The following is an 18,019-nucleotide window of genomic DNA, read 5'->3' as shown; positions in this document are numbered from 1 at the left end:
CCCTGCAGGAAAAGACCACTAATACCACCATTTAATCACATATTTTCAATGCCTTGGGAGTTGTTCAGGCCGGACTAATTAAGTTTCATTGGCGAGCCAAACAGCTTGCCGTTCTGCATGTTCGGTCGAGGTTCACAGACCATCGTGACGCAACCAGTCAATATCGCCTGTTCCTACACAATGCGTCTGTCAGGCCATTTCGACTACGGACCACCTGCGAAACCTGACCGCTTTGAAGGTAGTGATGGTTCGGACCGACTCGATCCCGCTCAAGATGGCCTTTGCTCTTAGCAACGATCAGAAGCTTTGCCAGTGCAGATCGCAACTGTCCTATACGACTGAACCTATTCGATTGCCCTGCGCAGTAAACCTCTCACAACCTTCGTATCCCACCGTTCGGTCGGGCAGAAATAAGCTATCTGACCGTATACACGGTGGCGCGGCGCAGATGCGTTTCGATTCGCTTTGCCAGCGCCAGCGCAAACTTCTGCACTCGGCAATCGACAAACACCTGTGATGCCACGCAATACAACAGCCCCAAGCAAACCAAGACCCGTTTGACGTGCTGATCGGAGCAAAACCCAAATACTCAGCATGCCGCTTTTGCCAAGCAACGGCCAGTTTGCCTCATTGGACGGGTTCCGACAATTTGGTGATCTACACCGAAACTCCAGCCAGCAACTCATCCCGGTCCAGCTCTGCTTTTGGCCCGCTCATCTTTACCGCGCCGCGTTCAAGCACGTAAAACTGGTCCCCAAGATCGTAGGCAAAGCTGAAATACTGCTCAACGAGCACGATCGCCATGTCGGCCTGTTCCCGCAAAAGGGCAATTACACGGCCAATCTGTTGGATTATGTTGGGCTGAATGCCTTCGGTCGGCTCGTCCAGCAACAAGAGCTTTGGCTTGGTGATCAGCGCGCGCGCAATGGCGAGTTGTTGTTGCTGACCACCGGACAGGTCGCCGCCACGGCGGTGCAGGAAATCTTTTAGAATCGGGAACAGCTCAAAGATGTGATCGGGGATGTGATGCTCAGTTTTGGGCAAGCAGGCATAACCGGTCTCAAGGTTCTCACGCACAGTGAGCATCGGGAATACGTCACGTCCCTGCGGCACATAGGCGACACCATTCTGCGCCAGCGTGTGGGCGGTTGCGGATTTGATGTCTTCTCCATTCAGAAAAAGCGTTCCACCGGAATATTTATGTGTGCCCGAGATTGCCTTGAGCAGTGACGTTTTGCCGACGCCATTGGTGCCCATCACGCAGGTGATCTCGCCCCGGTTGGCGGCCATGTCGATTCCGTTGAGGATCTGACTGCCACCATAATGCAGGGTCAGACCTTGCGTGCGTAGGATTTCATCGGCCAAGATACACCTCGATCACCTGTTCGTTTTTCGTGACATGATTGAGCGACCCTTCAGCCAGCACTGATCCTTCGTGCAGGACAGTCACCTTGCAATTCAGGCGGCGCACGAATTCCATGTCATGTTCCACAACCACAACCGCGCGGGTCTTTGCCGCTTCGCGCAGAATGTCGGTGGTGTGCTCGCGTTCAGCGGGCGTCATTCCAGCCGCGGGTTCATCCACCAGCAAGAGGCGCGGATCTTGTGCCAGCAACATCCCGATCTCCAGCCATTGTTTCTGCCCGTGGCTCAGTTCCCCAGATTTACGATAAAGCGCGCCGGACAAGCCAATCTGATCGGCCAGATCTGCCACCTTGTCGTTGTCTTCCGACGTGGGTTTGAAGAACAACACCGCCAGAGGGCCGCGCGTCTTTTTCAACGCCATCATCAGGTTGTCGAAAACACTTTGATCTTCGAACACGGTAGGGCGCTGAAACTTGCGGCCCACACCGGCCTGGGCGATCTCACTTTCCGACATTTTGAGCAACGATACGCTGCGGTCACCGTAAATCACCCGACCTTCGTTGGGACGGGTTTTGCCCGTGATGATATCCATAAACGTGGTCTTGCCTGCGCCGTTGGGCCCAATCACCGCGCGCAATTCCGCATCGGCGATCTGAAAGGACAGGTTGTTGATTGCCTTGAACCCGTCGAAGGACACGGACACGCCGGAAACTTCCAAAAGTGTGCTCATTTTTCGGCCTCCTGTTCCCGAAGTGCGCCGTGATCCGGGCCAAGGTCTGCACCGTGGCGGTTCGGCGATTTGCGGTCGATCAGGATATCCACCAAGCCGCCAATTCCTTTGGGAGCGAACAAGGTGACCGCAACAAAGGACAGGCCTAGAAGCACGGTCCACCAATCCACCCAACTGATTGTGTAAAATCCAAGATGGATGTCAGGCGCTTTGCCACCTGTGAACCATGTGGACAGCAGCGATACAAACGCCGCCCCGATGACAGCACCGTAAAGCCGCCCGCGTCCACCGATGGCGACCCATACGGCCAGATAAATCGACGCAATGGGCGCAATCTCTGCCGGGTTCACGATACCCGCCTGCGGGTAGTAGAGCGCGCCAGCGATACCAGCGATCACAGCGGTCACTGTAAAGATCGCCAGCTTGAACGCCTCCACGGGGTATCCAAGAAATCGCACGCGGGCCTCATCATCGCGGATTGCACGAATGACAGACCCGAACTTGCCTGAGACGATCCAAGCACAAAGTAGGTAGCCCAGACCAAGCGCCAGCGCCGAGGCCCAGAAGAACCAAAGCGAGACGATGGATTGCGGGGTCTCTGACAGTCCGGGCAGGTTTTGCAGACCGGAAAGGCCGTTATTGCCGCGCAAACCGCTGTCGTTCTGGAAAAGGTGCAGTGACAGGGCAAGGGTCATCGCCTGAGTCAGGATCGACAGGTACACCCCTGTAACCCGGCTACGAAAGGCGAGCCAACCAAAGACCAACGCCAGAAGGCCGGGTACCAAAACCACGGCGGCCAGTTGCAGTGGAAGGGAATGCGCAAGTGCCCAAATCGGTGGAAACTCGGACGCGCCGACAACGCCGAAGATCTGGGTTGCTATGCCGTCTGACACCTCTTGGGGGGTTGGTGGAAGATCGGCAGCGGAAAGGCTTTCGAGGACGATGATTTCGGTCCGGGCATACATAAGCCACATGCCGATGGCGTATCCACCAAGCCCGAAGAACGCCATGTGCCCAAGCGAAAGGATGCCGCAATAGCCCCAGACAAGGTCCATTGCCAGTGCGACAAGGCACAGGCACAACGTCTTGCCCAACGTCTTGACAAAGCTGGTCGAGATCACGCCGATGCCAAAGCCTTCGGACAGAATGGTGACCCCGATTGTAAAGAGCGCGAGGAGGGCGAGAAAGATCATCACCGACGGAAAGCGCAGAGCGAAGGGTTGGCGGCGGGGAAGGGCGGCGTCTGTCATAGTCTATGCCTCTGCCGCGCGGCCTTTGAGGGCGATGATGCCCTTTGGCCGAAATTGAATGAACAAGATGATAAACAGGATCATGTAGGTCTGCGCCGCAAGCGTGTTGGACGGGTTGAGGAACTCAATCCCCTTTTGCAGAGACCCAACCATCGTCGCGCCCAGCAATGTGCCCCAGATGTTCCCGACACCGCCAACCACCACAGTCATAAAGGATTGCACGATATAATCGCTGCCCATCTCTGACGTGACCTTGGCGTAAAGCCCGATCGCCACCCCGGCGATGCCTGCGATGCCGGACCCGAAGCCGAAGGTCAGCATGTTGATTTTGTCGGGATTGATCCCCATTGACGCGGCCATGCGTGGGTTCTGCGTGACGGCGCGGACCTCAAGACCCAACCGCGTGCGGTTCATAACGAACAGGAACAGGGCAAGGAACAGCAGGGCAAGAACGAAGATGGCAATGCGGATGTAGCTGATCGACACGATATCGTTGATCACCAGCGACCCATCGAGCCATCCCGGTGCAGTCAGTGGGCGTGCCTGTGTGCCAAAGATGTTCTTTGCAAGTTGCTGGAGCGCGATGGAAATACCGAATGTCGCCAGCAGCGTTTCCAAAGGCCGGTGATAGAGCCAGCGGATCACCAACCGTTCCATAGCAACACCGGCACCGAAAGTCACCGCAAAGGCGAGCGGGATCGCAACGATGATCGACAGGGTGTAGTCGGGGATAAAGAGCTGCACTACATAGCCCGTGTAGGCCCCCATCATGATGAATTCGCCATGCGCCATGTTGATGACGCCCATCACACCAAAGGTGATGGCAAGGCCGATGGCCGCGAGGAAATAGATTGAAGCCAGCGAAAGAGCGTCAAGCCCGAGGTCAAAGGCTTGGTTCAAAGAAACCTTGTTCTCGATCGCCTTGAGCGCCAGTTGCGCGGCCACAACAACCTCGGGTGGCGCGCCGATGTAGCGCTCATAAAAGACGTGGGCTGCAAGACGCTCGTCGACCTCGGTTTCGGTTGCAACGGCGGTGACTGTGCCTTGGTCTGCCAATGCGGCATACGCCATATCGCGCGCAGCCTGGCTGTCGAGTGTTGCAACCTGAATTCCGGCAACCTGACCGTCAGCGATGTTTGCAATCAGCGCGTTGCGCTGGTCTTCAACGCTGATCCTTGGCTTCGCCAGCTCTGCGCTGACCAGCAGGGCGTAGGCATCGTCCCGTGGCAGCGCATCGGAACCGGGATCTAAAACGCGGCCAATATCGACATCATCGGGCAAGGTGGTCGCGGCTTCGACGCGTACCGCCAAAAGCGGGTTAAGGGCGGCACGCACATCGACACCCAGATCGCCATCAAAACTATTGATCGCGTCAATCCGCACGGCATCCGTTTCGCCAAACCGAATGGTCAAAAGACGCTCGAGGCGGTCCTTCCGGGCGCGAATGACATGATCGGACTCATTTGGAAGGCTGGCGCGCAGGGCCAGCAGGTGGCTTTCTTCGGCCCCGCGTTCGATCGCATCCAACGCGCGACGACGTGTGTCAGGGTCAGGATCGCTCAATTGAAACTGCACCAACGCAGTTGCGATCATGCCGCGAATACCGGAATTCGGTTTAAGCTGTTCAAAATCGTCATCAGGAACGGTACCAATCTCGGTTCCATCTGCAAAATCAAAGATGCGCAGCGTGTCGCGGTCGACCTCTTCGGCGTAAACAAACAGTCCAGTGGCATCGTTGACCCACATTTCCTTGTTCTGCCATTTGTCCAAAACCACTTGCGCGGCAGGCAGACCAGAATTGGCAAGAGCATCGACGGCGGGACCGATCGTCCGGCGCGAGCTTTCGACAAGGGTTTCGCTGTGGGTTTGAAGCAATGTCTGGATCGGAGCATCTGCCTGCTGGGCATAGCCCGGACCGGTGAGCAACAGACAAGCAAGAAAGACGGCGGCAAAGCGCAACATTGGCATATCCGGGGAGATCGGTGCGCGAAAAGCCACGCAGCTTAAAGGTTGGGGTCGGGTGCGTGGTTTCCCACGCACCGCGTTGTGTCTCAGTAGTTCGATTTGATCTGAACGCAGGTGCTTGTCGCGGTGTTGTACATACCGCAGCCCAGTTCAGCCCAATCAGATTTGAGAACAGCCGATTCCGGCAAGAAGTCTGTCCAGGCGTCGCCCGGCACTTCTTCGGTCTGGCTGATGATGTCGAATTGACCATCGGCCGTGATTTCACCAATCAAAACCGGCTTGGCGAGGTGGTGGTTCGGCAGCATGACAGCAGTGCCGCCCGTCAGGTTCGGGAATTCCTGACCGTACATGGCGGTACGGACTGCATCGACATCGGTGGTGCCTGCTTCGGTGACAGCGTTCACCCACATATTGAAGCCGATGTAATGCGCTTCCATCGGGTCGTTTGTGACGCGGTCATCCCCCATGCGGGCCTTCCATGACGCGACCCATTCTTCGTTGGCTGGTGTGTCTGCGGATTGGAAGTAGTTCCAGGCTGCGAGGTGGCCGACGAGGTTGGTGGTGTCCAGACCGGAGAGTTCTTCTTCGCCGACCGAAAAGGCAACAACGGGGATGTCGTCAGCGGAAATTCCTGCTGCGGCCAGTTCCTTGTAGAAGCCGATATTGGCGTCACCGTTGATCGTGGAAATCACGCCAACCTTTTTGCCGTCAGCACCCAGCGCCACAACGTCAGCGACGATCTTGGACCAGTCGGAATGACCGAACGGTGTGTAGTTCACAAAGATGTCTTCTTCGGCGATCCCTTTGGATTGAAGATATGCTTCAAGGATGTTGTTTGTCGTGCGCGGATAAACGTAGTCCGTGCCCAGAAGGGCAAATTTCTCGACACCAAGCTCTTCCAGGAAATAATCCGTGGCCGGGATCGCCTGTTGGTTCGGCGCGGCCCCGGTGTAGAACACGTTCTTGGAGCTTTCTTCGCCCTCATACTGCACCGGATAGAACATCAGGCCATTGAGTTCTTCGAGAACGGGCAAGGCGGATTTGCGTGATACGGATGTCCACGATCCGAAGATCACGTCGACTTCCTGAACCGTCAGCAATTCGCGCGCTTTTTCTGCAAAAAGCGGCCAGTCGGACGCAGGATCAACAACCGTGGCTTCAATTTGACAGCCCAGAAGACCACCTTTTTCATTTTGGATATCGACCAGCATTTCCATTGTGTCTTTGAGCGTGGTCTCGGAAATGGCCATTGTGCCGGAGAGGGAGTGCAGAACACCAACCTTGATTGGGCAGCTTACGTCTTGCGCAAGGGCGGGCAGCGTTGACGCGATAAGCGCGACTGCGGCCGTTGTGCTGAGGAATTTCATCGACATTATACAAACGTCCTTTGTACGTTTTGCGCCTCGACGGTTGCCATTAGCAGATCAGGCCCCATGTTCCGCAGACGCAAGTGAATTGCGGAGTGCGGTGGGACCCGGAGTTGAACGGCCAGTTCCATCGCACGCTATCTGCTGATGAGTATCACCAGCCGGGGATATCTAGTGGGTCGTTTTTCCTGACAGGAATACAGTCCCGCATCGGACAACGCAGTTCAGGCGCATTCGCATAGGTTTTAAGCTAAATATGCATTATTGATTAAAATAAGGGCGGAATGACGGGGCCTTGACGCCTATTGCAATGCGATCCGCGTTTGCTGATTCACCGAAAGCACTGGCGTGCTGCCCACCCGAGAGCGCGTCTGCGACACTTGGGGCTGGGTTGGCAAAAGGATGTCTACACACAGCCTAATTTCCTGATTTGCGCGTTTATTCGCCCAGTTTGCGGATCGGGCATCCTCACTGAAGGCGGCTTGGGTCAAGAGCGCTGCATGCGCCATCTTGGCGTCGATCCGGGCGGCAAGACCAAGTGCTGCGGTATCCGGAGTGATCAGGCTGTTGAGGATGTCGATGAGATGCCTCTGGTCTTTTTCGATCAAATCGGTTGGTCGATCGGCAAACAGCCAGCGGTGTTCAATCTGCGCCGATAGGCGACCGACGCATTCAGCGACACGGTGCAAAAGCTTCTCTTCAGCCGCAGGCAAAGGCACGGCGATAATCGTCGCGGCGAAGGCACATCCAAGTGTTTTCAAAACGCCCATAATTTGAGCGTGTCGTGCAAACTTGCGCCTTGCAACTTAAGGCTTAACGCTAAGGTGAGATTTTTGCAGCATGAGTCATTCGCGCATCGGTCAAAATAACCGTGTTTTGCCGAACCAGTTTCATTACTTGGCGGCAGAGCACCCGCAAGAAAAAACCACCAGCCTACGGAAGGCTGATGGAAGGATATTTAATCAGGGTCGAATCATTTCATGACGGTGTCAGATGAGCTGGACCCGCCACCGCCTGCGGCAGCCGCGACAAGCACAACTGCAAACAATGCGCCAAGTGTCCCGCCCGAACCGAAACCACCAGCGCCACTACGCGCTCCGGTCGCTGCCGCGCCTTTACGGCACGTGACGCCAACTCTGCCATCTTCCATGTAACGTGCTGAAACGATTGCAGCACCTTCGCCACAAGCTTGCTGTGCACGCGCGACTTCCATCGCGTTGGCGGCATCACCGGCTGCAAATGCTGCTGACGCTGAAAGCGAGACAGCCATCACAACGGGAAAGATCACATTTTTCATTCTGTACTCCAACTCAAAGCGTTCGATGTATTCGTATCACGAAAGTATCAGATCAAAAAGGCCTTTGGTTTTCGGTGAATGCCAACCCTCACACCTTGACGGCGCAGAGTGTCACAATGGGTTGGGTTTGCGGCGTCATCGCTTGCCTTTCGCAGAACCCACTCCGCGCACAATGGCGCCAACTTGCATAAGCTGGGCCGCCAAAGGATTGGATTTGCGCCAGACCATGCCAATGGTGCGGTTTGGCCTTGGGGGATCAAACGTGGCGACGGAAACATTCGCGGATCGCGTTTCCAACGATACAGCCATCTCAGGGATCAACGTCACTCCCATTCCCGCCCCAACCATCTGCACGAGCGTAGACAGTGAACTCCCTTCCATCAACTGGCGCGGCTGGGCCTTGGTAATTTCGCAGAACGACAAGGCCTGATCGCGGAAACAATGGCCTTCTTCCAGCAACAAAAGACGCATGGATTTGAGCATGTCCGGGCTTGGCACAGGTTTTTCCGCATCCTGCAAAGGACGCACGAGAACAAAATCTTCTTTGAACAGGGCAAATTCTTGAAGCGCAGGTTCGGATATGGGAAGCGCGACGATTGCTGCGTCCAATCGAGAATCCACGAGATCGGCCACCAGTGATCGCGTCACGGATTCCCTTAATTCCAGATCGATTTCGGGAAAGCGCGCGGTCAGTGCTGTGATCGTCGCTGGCAAAAGATACGGAGCCACGGTTGGGATCACACCCAGTCGGAACCGCCCTGCCAGCGGGCCTTTGGATGCGCGCATCAGGTCTTCAAGCTCGTCCACCGCAACCAGCACTTCGCGCGCCTTGAGCACGAAATCTTCACCAACGGCGGTCAGGCGCAGGGTCCGTGACCCACGCTCCACCAGCGATGTGCCTGCCGCAGCCTCCAGCTCCTTGATCTGCAAAGACAAGGCGGGTTGCGAAATCGAACACGCCTCGGCCGCGCGGCCAAAGTGCAAATGACGCGCGAGCGAGTCAAAATATCGAAGCTGTCTAAGGGTCAGTCCTATCATTTGGAAAACTTATCATAGTCTTTTAGATATCCAATTGGAATTTATTGCCCTGCATGATTAGAACGATTCCAGAAAGGGCGCTTTGCCCTGATCGATTCATTGCGAGGGAGACCAATATGGACGGCAACAACATTGATCCGAAAGGCGCCTGCCCTGTCATGCATGGCGGAAACACTGGCACTGGCAACAGTGTTGCCAAATGGTGGCCAAGTGCTCTGAACCTGAGCATTCTGCATCAGCATGGTGCGCGCACCAACCCTATGGACACTGACTACAACCACCGTGAAGCGGTCAAGGCGCTGGATTTCAACGCGATTCAGGAAGACGTCAAAGCCCTGCTGACCGAAAGCCAGGAATGGTGGCCTGCGGATTGGGGGCACTACGGTGGACTTATGATCCGTCTCGCGTGGCATTCTGCCGGGTCATACCGAATGGGCGACGGTCGCGGCGGCGCTGGCACTGGCAATATCCGTTTTGCGCCCCTGAATTCGTGGCCGGACAACGCCAGCCTCGACAAGGCTCGCCGCCTGCTGTGGCCGGTCAAAAAGAAATACGGAAATGCGCTGTCATGGGCGGATCTGATTATCCTCGCAGGTAATATGTCCTATGAATCCATGGGCTTGAAAACATTTGGCTTCGGTTTTGGCCGCGAAGATATCTGGGGACCTGAAGAAGACATCAACTGGGGCACCGAAACTGAATTCCTTGCTCCGTCCGAACAGCGCTACGCGGACCTTGATGATGCGTCGACCATGTATAATCCCCTCGCGGCCGTGCACATGGGACTGATCTATGTGAACCCCGAAGGTGTGAATGGTCAGCCTGATCCCGCGCGTACCGCGATGCATGTTCGTGAAACTTTTGCGCGCATGGCGATGAACGATGAAGAAACCGCCGCCCTGACCTGTGGTGGTCACACTGTCGGTAAGGCCCATGGCGGCGGCGGTATGGCCGAAAGCATTGGTGATGCGCCCGAAGGTTGTCCGGTTCACACCCAAGGCTTTGGCTGGGCCAATCCCGGTCATGACGGCAAAGCAGCCAACGCCTTTACGTCGGGCATCGAAGGGGCGTGGACGCAGCATCCGACACAGTGGGATATGGGTTATTTTGATTACCTGTTTGACTACGAATGGAAGCTCACCAAATCCCCCGCCGGTGCAAACCAGTGGGCACCAGTGAACATGCCGGAAGATTCCAAGCCGTTGGATGCAACGGATTCGTCCAAGCGCGGTATTCCGATGATGACCGACGCCGATATGGCGATGAAGGTTGACCCGATCTACAATGAAATCTGCCAGAAATTCCGTGCAGATCCGCAGTATTTCGCCGACACCTTCGCCCGTGCGTGGTTCAAGCTTACCCACCGCGACATGGGACCAAAGGTTAATTACTACGGACCATACGTGCCGTCGGAAGACCTGATCTGGCAAGACCCGATCCCGGCAGGCAACACCAGCTATGATGTCGATGCCGCCAAAGCAAAGATCGCGACAAGCGGCCTCTCGATTGGCGATATGATCGCAACCGCGTGGGACAGCGCCCGGACATTCCGTGGCTCTGACAAACGCGGTGGGGCAAATGGGGCGCGCATCCGTCTTGCGCCGCAGAAAGACTGGGCTGCAAATGAGCCCGAGCGTCTGGCAAGGGTGCTTGGTATTCTCGAGCCGATCGCGGCAGAGACAGGTGCTTCTGTGGCGGACATCATCGTGCTGGCCGGGAATGTCGGTCTTGAGAAGGCCCTCAAAGCGGCAGGTCAAAACGTCAACGTTCCGTTTGCACCGGGTCGTGGCGACGCCACAGACGAGATGACAGATCATGACAGTTTTGGTGTCCTTGAGCCATTGGTCGACGGGTTCCGCAACTTCCAAAAGGAACAGTATGCTGTGTCCATGGAAGAGCTGATGCTTGATAAGGCGCAGCTTTTGGGTATCACGGCGCAGGAAATGACTGTTCTTCTGGGCGGTATGCGGATGCTTGGCACAAACCATGGTGGCAACGCAGACGGCGTATTCACGGACCGTGTAGGTCAGTTGACGAATGATTTCTTTGTCAACCTGACCGACATGGCCAACAGCTGGCATCCTGTCGAAGGCGGCTCGTTTGAGATCCGTGACCGCAAGACAGGCGCTGTAAAGTGGACAGCGACAAGCGCGGACCTGGTCTTTGGATCGAACTCGATCCTTCGGGCCTATGCCGAAGTCTACGCACAGGACGATAACACGACAAAATTCGCCCGCGATTTCGTTGCCGCTTGGACCAAAGTGATGAACGCCGATCGTTTTGATCTGGTGGCATAAACCGGAAATACTCTCCGGGCGACATTGCTCGCCCGGAGAAGTTTCAGACACATCAGTCAACCGGTATCGACAAGCGATACAATTACACAGTCTTCATTCTCGGATTGCATCGGATACTGGTCCCCTAAGCAGTCAAGAAATGAACAGTATGGTGTTTAATTTCCCCTCTGAAACCTCCCACGTTCGATGTAGCCTAGCCTCGCAGTTGAGGCAGAGCGCTTCCCTTGCCTGCGCAGGCAAGTTGTGAAAAAACATTCGAACGCAGCGGAACGGGGATTGGGTTAAATCGTGCAAGAGGTTAGGCGGATAGACCGCGCGGAGCCGTTAGCTCAAATCGACAACGATGAAATTGATCTTCTGGAGCTTTTTGCGACGCTGTGGCGCGGAAAGTTGATCATTCTTGCCTTTGCGCTGGCAGCATTGCTGTTGGGTGCAACGTATGCATTTGTCTTGGCAGTTCCGAAGTACACCGCATCAACGACACTGGCGGTTCAGCCAAGCAGTTCGAACATCGTCGACATTGAAAGTGTCGTATCAGGGGTATCATCGGATATTTCGTCACTAAACACTGAGCTTGAAGTTATAAAATCTCGCAAACTTATCGAACAGCTCGTTCAAAGGTTGTCCTTAGTTAACGATCCTGAATTCAACCTTGCCCTTGTTGAAGTTGAAGAGAATGCAGACCCAGGCGCGGTTTTGCCCACCCTCTCAATTGCGGAGAGAGCACTTGGTTTGATCGGGCTTGAACTGCCTCCGCGCGTCGCCCTGACAGAACAAGCGCAGTTTAACGAAACTGTGGATCGTGTCAGCGACGTCATTTCGGCAAGCTTACAGCGGAACACATTTGTTTTCTCGATTTCGGTCAAAACGACTGATCCACAAAAGTCAGTGGAAATCGTCAATGCTTTGGCAGAGTTGTATATTTCAGACCAGATAGCGGTAAAATTTGAAGCGACAGAAAATGCTGTGACGTGGCTGTCTGAACGTGTCACCGACTTGGAGGTCGAACTCACCACGCGCGAAGACGAGATCAAGGAGCTGCGTGCTGGATCAACCTTGATTACACCCGAAGCACTGGCGGCGCTTAACCAACAAGCCAGTGATATGCGAGAGCGTCTTGCGGATCTGCGCTCAGCGGCAGTGGGCGCAGAAGAACGCTTGCTTGATCTGCGCAAAATCAGAGAGGCGGGTGACATCAATGCGATGCAAGCTGCCTTTTCAGATCCAGTTCTGAGACGTTTGTTCAATGATGTTGCTGGCGGCAATACTCAGTCCCGTGGGCTTTTTGAGGACCGATATGACCTCTTGGTTACGCGGGATACAAATGATGTGCAGCGCGCGATTTCGCAGGTGAGTTCGCTAGAGCTGTCTTATGATGCTCTTCAAACCCAAATTGCTGAAAAGACACAGGACTTGGTAGAGTTGCAGCAAGCAGAACGAGAGGTCGACGCAACCGGTGTCCTGTACGAGACATTCTTGGCCCGTTTAAAGGAAACGACGGTCCAACGGGGGCTTCAAGAAGCCGACGCGCGGATTCTATCTCCGGCCGTTAACGGACTGTATGTCGAACCGCGGAGATCCCTTGTTTTGGCGTTGTCGCTGGTTCTTGGTTCGCTTTTGGGCGCGGGGCTGGTCTTGATCAACCAACTGCGCCACAGCGGCGTCCGGACTGCAGACGACCTTGAAAAAATGACCGGGCTGAACGTCCTTGGCCAGGTACCGAAGATGCCAATCAAGCGAAGGGACCAACTGGTCAAGTATCTTAACGACAAACCGACATCAGCAGCGTCCGAAGCAATTAGAAACCTGCGCACGTCTATACTGCTTTCCAACATCGACAATCCGCCAAAAGTGATCATGTCCACATCATCGGTACCGGGTGAGGGCAAAACCACTTTGGCGATTGCACTCGCGCATAACTTTGTGGGGCTTGGAAAATCGGTGCTGTTGATCGAAGGCGATATTCGTCGGCGGACACTAAGCGAGTATTTCGAAAACACGCCTGACGGCGGCTTGATAGCGGCCTTGTCTGGTGACCGTCCGATCAACGAAGTTGTGTTTCACGACAAGAGTCTGGGCGCAGATGTTCTTATGGGCGAAAAAAGCAACGTAAATGCTGCTGACCTTTTCAGCTCTGACCGATTTCAAACGTTCCTTCACCATGCGCGTGAAGCGTATGACATCATCATTATCGACACACCGCCTGTGTTGGTTGTCCCAGATGCGCGGGTTCTTGGTCAGGCCGTGGATGCGCTTGTCTATGCTGTGAAATGGGACAAAACAGCCAAACGCCAGATTGAAGAAGGTGTGCGCCAGTTTGCTACCGCGAACTTGAAGATCACAGGCTTCGTGCTGTCACAAATCGATCCCAAAGGCATGCAAAGGTACGGGTATGGCGGGAAATATGGATCATACGGCGCATATGGATCATACGGCAAAGGCTACTATGACACGTAACGAAAAGGCGGCAAGTCAAACGCCGCCTTTTCATTGATCGCGTTCAAAAGTTTAGTTTGACGCGACGGTCGCTGTTTGAACCGCCGATCCAAGAATACCGAACGCTTGCTGCAAGGACCGCCCCCATTTTGTCACGGGCTGCTCCTCGATAAAGACGATGTCATTCGGGCGCATTTCCAAACGGGTCGCAAGTGAGAGATTCACAGCGTTGGTTGCATCGAGATGCCACGCTGTTACCGCTCCAAATTCTGCGGGGTTGGTAGACGGGCGCAGAACGTAAATATGCCGAGAGCTTCCTGTTGCATTGTTGTAACCGCCACTGTCATAAAGCACATCTGCCAAAGACGCCTGTTGGCCGTATGGAAGCGGGAAGCGGCTTTGTTTGTTCACTTCGCCAGTCAGGTAAACATAGTCTCGTTGTTCAGCGCCCAGATCCGTCCGTGCCTCAAAGTTTGAGCGTTGTTCGACCAAGGTACCGCGGCGAAGACTAATTTCAGTTTCCAATTCCTGAATGGCTTGCGCGCGCGCTTGGCTGCGTTGCTGAATCACGTCAAGGCGCTGACGGTAGAACGACAAGGCCTGTTCAAGATCATAAGTGGTGTCGACGTAAACCGCGTCCCCATCAAGAAGCAACCTGCGTTGCAGCGCAGGGTCCTCAAAGAAATCTTTGACAGGAATTTGGAACAGCGTGCCGTTCCTGTAAATCCGAATTGATCCGAATTCGTCATTTGTCAACTGGATGCCCCCTGCCGCAGTCAACGCGTCACTCAGAGTAAGGGGTCTGAGTGTAAGCGGAATGAGGGTCGAGTTCGCGACGGCCCCTCCGATGGCAACGCGCTGTGAATTGAAGTCCGATACCTCAAGGCTGAACGCCGGATCGATTTGGTTGCGAACAAGGATTTCAAAGATGCGCGCCTCTGCCTCTTCAACAGTCAGGCCGGCAATATCAATCTGACCAATTTCCGGGATCGCAATACGACCATCATCCCGAACTGTGTAGCCCTGTCGGCGGTTCTGAGCAGCAAGAAGGCCAGTGAGTTCCTCGACTGTCGATCCTGCCGATTTTGTGGCCAGAAGAACCACATCGCCGACACCGATCCGATAGGTCTGTGGGTTGATTTGAGGGGGCGGACGAAGCTGCAACGTGCCGGGCGTTTCCTCGGGAACAAACGGTTCGGATGGCAGGGCTCCACCAAACCTTAGCTGTCCGCCGCCTGCTGTCTGATAAAACGCTTCTGGCAGACGCTTGGGTGTGTAGGACGATTGGTTGGCCACGAGAACGCTTTGGGCCGTCAAAGGCACTTCTCTGACGGCTACACCAGCTGCTGCCTCTTTTACAGATGGGCTATGATAGGTGATGCCGCAGCCGGCTGTTGCCAATGCCGTGCTCAAAAGCGCGATACTCAGGAACTTGCTGCCCATATTCGTTTGCCCTCGGTCTTTGATTCTGCGCCACGCGGTCACTGAATTCTGTTAGCGGATAATCCGCTCGGTTTCCATGTAGCCAACGCGCGGTGAGATCCACTGGCGTGATTTAACCATCACGCCGTTGCCCGTTTGCCAGTATATATTCTGAATTTCGCGTTCATCGTTCACGCACAACTCATCTGTTCGATTGGCTGAAATGCTGCTAGTTCCAACAGCCACAGCCTCCCTTTTGGAGGCTGTTCTCTGGCATTGAAACGCCATGAACACGCTTTGGTACTCCGGGCTCATGTATCCATGCACACGAGGGGCCCATTCCCCTGCCCCACCACCAAGTGCAGCAAGGCTCGCACCAACATCTGCGCCCATCAGGTCATCGCCCAAGCCGCGAGTTGAAACGACAACACCATTCCGGAACGACACCGCCCTGTCCTCGACAGAGAGCCACGTTACAACACCATCATTTTGTGCCACCGGCGTGGCGATGGTTTGGGCCTGCAAGGACGGAAAGAAAAGGCTAAGAGTTGGCGCGTCAGTTCCCGGAATAATGACTTCACCCCCACGCCCCGGAACAAGTTGAGCCACCTGTGCACAGCCTGCAACGCTGCAAAGCGCAACTATGAGGAACGCAAACCGCATCATTTCCAGAAACGCCCCCAGCCATCGCTCAATTGCGGTGTATGCAGATCACGCACGGTCTCATAAAGGCGGTCTGAGACATTCAAGCGGGCACCGCCGTCTCGTAGCACGGGACGAACCGTGTAGTTCAGGCTTTGCGAATTCTGCTGCCCCGAAATTGTTGCGATTGGTATCTCAAAACGGATGCCTTTGTCGAACGACCCTTCGCCAAAGTCATCAAAGCTCACATCCGTGAGCGTGGCAAAGGCACCGACCTTCCAGCCATTTTTGAACTCGCGGTCCAGCGAAACCGTTGTTCCCCAATCACCAGCCAGATAGCGCCCAGCATCCACTTGTGAGTGGAACCCATTGCCCATGTCCCAGTATCCAGAAACATGACCGGTAGCGACTTCATAGTCACGGAACCCGAAAAGCTGATCAAAATCGCGCTGTTTAACGTAGTTTAGCTCGGCACCAACAGCGAATTGACTATCAACAGGCTTCCAAAGAAGCTCGGATGAAAGGCCGCCAAACATTGGTTCCAAATAGCCAGCGGTCACGCGACCATACAAGTTTTCGCCCGGTTTAAAATAATATGCCCCGACAAGCTCCGTGATCGCTGGATCCCCTTCGCGTTCGTAAATGTTGGCTTCCGAACGGACGCGTTCAAGCACAGACGTTGATTCCCGCGTGCTTTCATCGAGGTTGCCCAAAAGCTTTTTGCGGACGGCACCTCTAAATTCAAAGCCCGGTGCAGGTTGATACTGGGCTGCGACTTCAACACCGACATCCAGCCGGAGCGGCGCGTCAGGATCAAAAAGGCTGGGCGAAAGATAGGGCCTGATCTGCCAATCAAACTGTGGATAGCGGCTTGCGACGGGTGTCAAAGGCGCAATGTCAGATTCAAACCGTGCACGTGTGAACGAACGCCAACTGTTGTCCGCATCAAATTCCAGCTCTTCCATATCGCTACGCTGGACTGAAACGGCGGCACCGCTGATCCCTTTGACGACGGGTACAATTGTAAATGTATCTACACCTGTCGGAACCGCATTGGTCAGTGCGCGCGCAGTTCGGCCAATGACCTGTGCTGTATTCGCGTAAGCCGCACTTTCAACTTCTACGCGCAAACTGCGGCCTGACACTTGAAAGCCGTGCAAGACAAGGCCGGACTCCACCATGGCGCTTTGCACAGCATTCTGCACGCGGGTTTCGCCAACCGCTTCCACACTCCAACCCAAGGATCGCGCGCTCTGACGCGGTATGACGGGAAGCGGTGCACGGTCCGTGCCCTGCGCATTCCGAAGTGTTTTGGGGTTGGTGATAAATGTCGCCTGAACCCCGATCTCTGAACCGTAAAGATAATTGGCCCCAAACACGAGATACGGACGGTACGCGTATTTTACACCAAAGTTGTACGGTGATTTCCGGTCAAAAGTAACGCCGTCTTCAATGTCATACGCATCAGACGAATACTCAGCAGCAAAGCTCAACTTGTCGGTTGCCTGCCATTCGATTCCGCCAAAAAATGCCGCATCGCCACGAAAAAACTGGTCAGATTCGACATTGCCACCTTGCTCAACGTCACGCGCTGGCCGGGTGTCAAAGCCGTCGTTCAGCACACCAAGCGGATTGTCAAAGCCGCCTACCCCAGCCAGACGTCCCCATCCGATCCCCCCCGTCACCCGAACGCCGGCTCCGAGTGTTTTCGTCGCAACCAAGTATTCGGACGAGTAAAGCCCAGTGCCCAGAAAGTCGTTTAGTCCAACAGCAACTGCAGGCCGCCAAGAGTTCGGGTTTTCGTCTATGAACCTGTAATGCAGTGAAAAGCTGCGATCGAAGGTTTCATTCCCTTCGCGGCGAAAATCGTCAATGTTTGTATATCGAAAGCTACCGGACATACGCGGAGTGATCTGAAAAGTAAGCGTATTTCTTGTTTGATTTTTGAAATAGCTTGCCGAAAACGCAAGCTCTGCGTCTGGGCGACTTTTCGCCGAGGGCATTTCGATAACGCCCGGAAAGCCATACGTGTTGTAGCCAGCAAGTTGATCCGCCAATGGCTGACCAACCAAAGCAGTTGCTGAAGACAAGACCACAAGTGTTCGGATCAAATATCGCATGGCCACCTCCGTTGTAACGGGTCTAGCGGATGCCAGAATCAAGCGTAACCGTTTCACGTGCAATCTGAGCCAGTTGGGATCATCCGTTGC

The 18,019-nt window shown here is 54.9% G+C and carries 13 protein-coding genes; 2 read left to right on the top strand and 11 right to left on the bottom strand.

The features are described from left to right. Window positions 1-657 precede the first annotated feature (657 nt). The 8 genes from urtE to ACSHXH_RS16265 form a co-directional block, all read right to left on the bottom strand. Window positions 658-1,353, bottom strand: coding sequence for an urea ABC transporter ATP-binding subunit UrtE (gene urtE / locus ACSHXH_RS16300; protein WP_435672855.1), 696 nt, complete (start codon window positions 1,351-1,353; stop codon window positions 658-660). A gap of 1 nt (window position 1,354) precedes the next feature. Beyond that, window positions 1,355-2,095, bottom strand: coding sequence for an urea ABC transporter ATP-binding protein UrtD (urtD, locus tag ACSHXH_RS16295; RefSeq protein ID WP_435672853.1), 741 nt, complete (start codon window positions 2,093-2,095; stop codon window positions 1,355-1,357). Further along, window positions 2,092-3,345: an urea ABC transporter permease subunit UrtC gene (gene urtC, locus ACSHXH_RS16290; protein ID WP_435672852.1), complete on the bottom strand. Its 1,254-nt coding sequence runs from the start codon at window positions 3,343-3,345 to the stop codon at window positions 2,092-2,094. Before urtC ends, urtD begins: the two co-directional genes overlap by 4 nt. 3 nt (window positions 3,346-3,348) lie before the next feature. Beyond that, on the bottom strand, window positions 3,349-5,307 hold the full coding sequence (urtB, locus tag ACSHXH_RS16285; protein ID WP_435672851.1) for an urea ABC transporter permease subunit UrtB: 1,959 nt from the start codon (window positions 5,305-5,307) through the stop codon (window positions 3,349-3,351). Between the two features lie 89 nt (window positions 5,308-5,396). Beyond that, window positions 5,397-6,683: an urea ABC transporter substrate-binding protein gene (gene urtA, locus ACSHXH_RS16280; RefSeq protein ID WP_435672850.1), complete on the bottom strand. Its 1,287-nt coding sequence runs from the start codon at window positions 6,681-6,683 to the stop codon at window positions 5,397-5,399. A gap of 296 nt (window positions 6,684-6,979) precedes the next feature. Next, window positions 6,980-7,447: a hypothetical protein gene (locus ACSHXH_RS16275; RefSeq protein ID WP_435672849.1), complete on the bottom strand. Its 468-nt coding sequence runs from the start codon at window positions 7,445-7,447 to the stop codon at window positions 6,980-6,982. A gap of 203 nt (window positions 7,448-7,650) precedes the next feature. Further along, window positions 7,651-7,974, bottom strand: a complete 324-nt coding sequence (locus ACSHXH_RS16270) for a hypothetical protein (protein ID WP_435672848.1) — start codon at window positions 7,972-7,974, stop codon at window positions 7,651-7,653. A gap of 135 nt (window positions 7,975-8,109) precedes the next feature. Then, a complete protein-coding gene (locus ACSHXH_RS16265; RefSeq protein ID WP_435672847.1) occupies window positions 8,110-9,012 on the bottom strand; it encodes a hydrogen peroxide-inducible genes activator in 903 nt (300 codons plus the stop codon). Window positions 9,013-9,128: 116 nt separating this feature from the next. Between ACSHXH_RS16265 and katG the strand changes: the two genes are divergently transcribed. Together katG and ACSHXH_RS16255 are read left to right on the top strand one after the other, a co-directional pair. Next, a complete protein-coding gene (katG, locus tag ACSHXH_RS16260) occupies window positions 9,129-11,309 on the top strand; it encodes a catalase/peroxidase HPI (RefSeq protein ID WP_435672846.1) in 2,181 nt (726 codons plus the stop codon). A gap of 288 nt (window positions 11,310-11,597) precedes the next feature. Beyond that, window positions 11,598-13,766 (top strand): polysaccharide biosynthesis tyrosine autokinase, encoded by a 2,169-nt coding sequence (locus ACSHXH_RS16255; RefSeq protein WP_435672845.1) that lies wholly within the window; start codon window positions 11,598-11,600, stop codon window positions 13,764-13,766. 51 nt (window positions 13,767-13,817) lie between these two features. On the opposite strand, the gene ACSHXH_RS16250 is transcribed toward ACSHXH_RS16255, so the two are convergent. Genes ACSHXH_RS16250 through ACSHXH_RS16240 form a run of 3 tightly spaced genes read right to left on the bottom strand, consistent with a single transcriptional unit; the run spans window position 13,818 to window position 17,929 of the window. After that, entirely contained in the window at window positions 13,818-15,188 is a 1,371-nt protein-coding gene (locus ACSHXH_RS16250; protein ID WP_435672844.1) for a polysaccharide biosynthesis/export family protein, read from the bottom strand. A 51-nt stretch (window positions 15,189-15,239) separates the two neighbouring features. Then, window positions 15,240-15,833: a YjbF family lipoprotein gene (locus tag ACSHXH_RS16245; RefSeq protein ID WP_435672843.1), complete on the bottom strand. Its 594-nt coding sequence runs from the start codon at window positions 15,831-15,833 to the stop codon at window positions 15,240-15,242. Further along, the gene (locus tag ACSHXH_RS16240) at window positions 15,830-17,929 is read right to left on the bottom strand and encodes a YjbH domain-containing protein (RefSeq protein ID WP_435672842.1); all 2,100 of its coding nucleotides are present in this window, start codon (window positions 17,927-17,929) and stop codon (window positions 15,830-15,832) included. The genes ACSHXH_RS16245 and ACSHXH_RS16240 overlap by 4 nt, the downstream gene beginning before the upstream one ends. Between the last annotated feature and the right edge of the window lie 90 nt (window positions 17,930-18,019).

This window comes from Marivita sp. (genome assembly GCF_051251565.1).
Lineage (GTDB): Bacteria > Pseudomonadota > Alphaproteobacteria > Rhodobacterales > Rhodobacteraceae > Marivita.
Note: the sequence above shows the minus strand (reverse complement) of the source record. Positions and strands in the feature narration are given on the sequence as shown.

Excerpts from the sequence above, each read along its gene's own strand:
- ACSHXH_RS16245 (WP_435672843.1), bottom strand. The coding sequence starts at position 15,833 with ATGATGCGGTTTGCGTTCCTCATAGTTGCGCTTTGCAGCGTTGCAGGC.
- urtC (WP_435672852.1), bottom strand. The coding sequence starts at position 3,345 with ATGACAGACGCCGCCCTTCCCCGCCGCCAACCCTTCGCTCTGCGCTTT.
- ACSHXH_RS16270 (WP_435672848.1), bottom strand. The coding sequence starts at position 7,974 with ATGAAAAATGTGATCTTTCCCGTTGTGATGGCTGTCTCGCTTTCAGCG.
- urtD (WP_435672853.1), bottom strand. The coding sequence starts at position 2,095 with ATGAGCACACTTTTGGAAGTTTCCGGCGTGTCCGTGTCCTTCGACGGG.
- urtA (WP_435672850.1), bottom strand. The coding sequence starts at position 6,683 with ATGTCGATGAAATTCCTCAGCACAACGGCCGCAGTCGCGCTTATCGCG.
- ACSHXH_RS16275 (WP_435672849.1), bottom strand. The coding sequence starts at position 7,447 with ATGGGCGTTTTGAAAACACTTGGATGTGCCTTCGCCGCGACGATTATC.
- ACSHXH_RS16250 (WP_435672844.1), bottom strand. The coding sequence starts at position 15,188 with ATGGGCAGCAAGTTCCTGAGTATCGCGCTTTTGAGCACGGCATTGGCA.
- ACSHXH_RS16240 (WP_435672842.1), bottom strand. The coding sequence starts at position 17,929 with ATGCGATATTTGATCCGAACACTTGTGGTCTTGTCTTCAGCAACTGCT.
- katG (WP_435672846.1), top strand. The coding sequence starts at position 9,129 with ATGGACGGCAACAACATTGATCCGAAAGGCGCCTGCCCTGTCATGCAT.
- urtB (WP_435672851.1), bottom strand. The coding sequence starts at position 5,307 with ATGTTGCGCTTTGCCGCCGTCTTTCTTGCTTGTCTGTTGCTCACCGGT.
- ACSHXH_RS16265 (WP_435672847.1), bottom strand. The coding sequence starts at position 9,012 with ATGATAGGACTGACCCTTAGACAGCTTCGATATTTTGACTCGCTCGCG.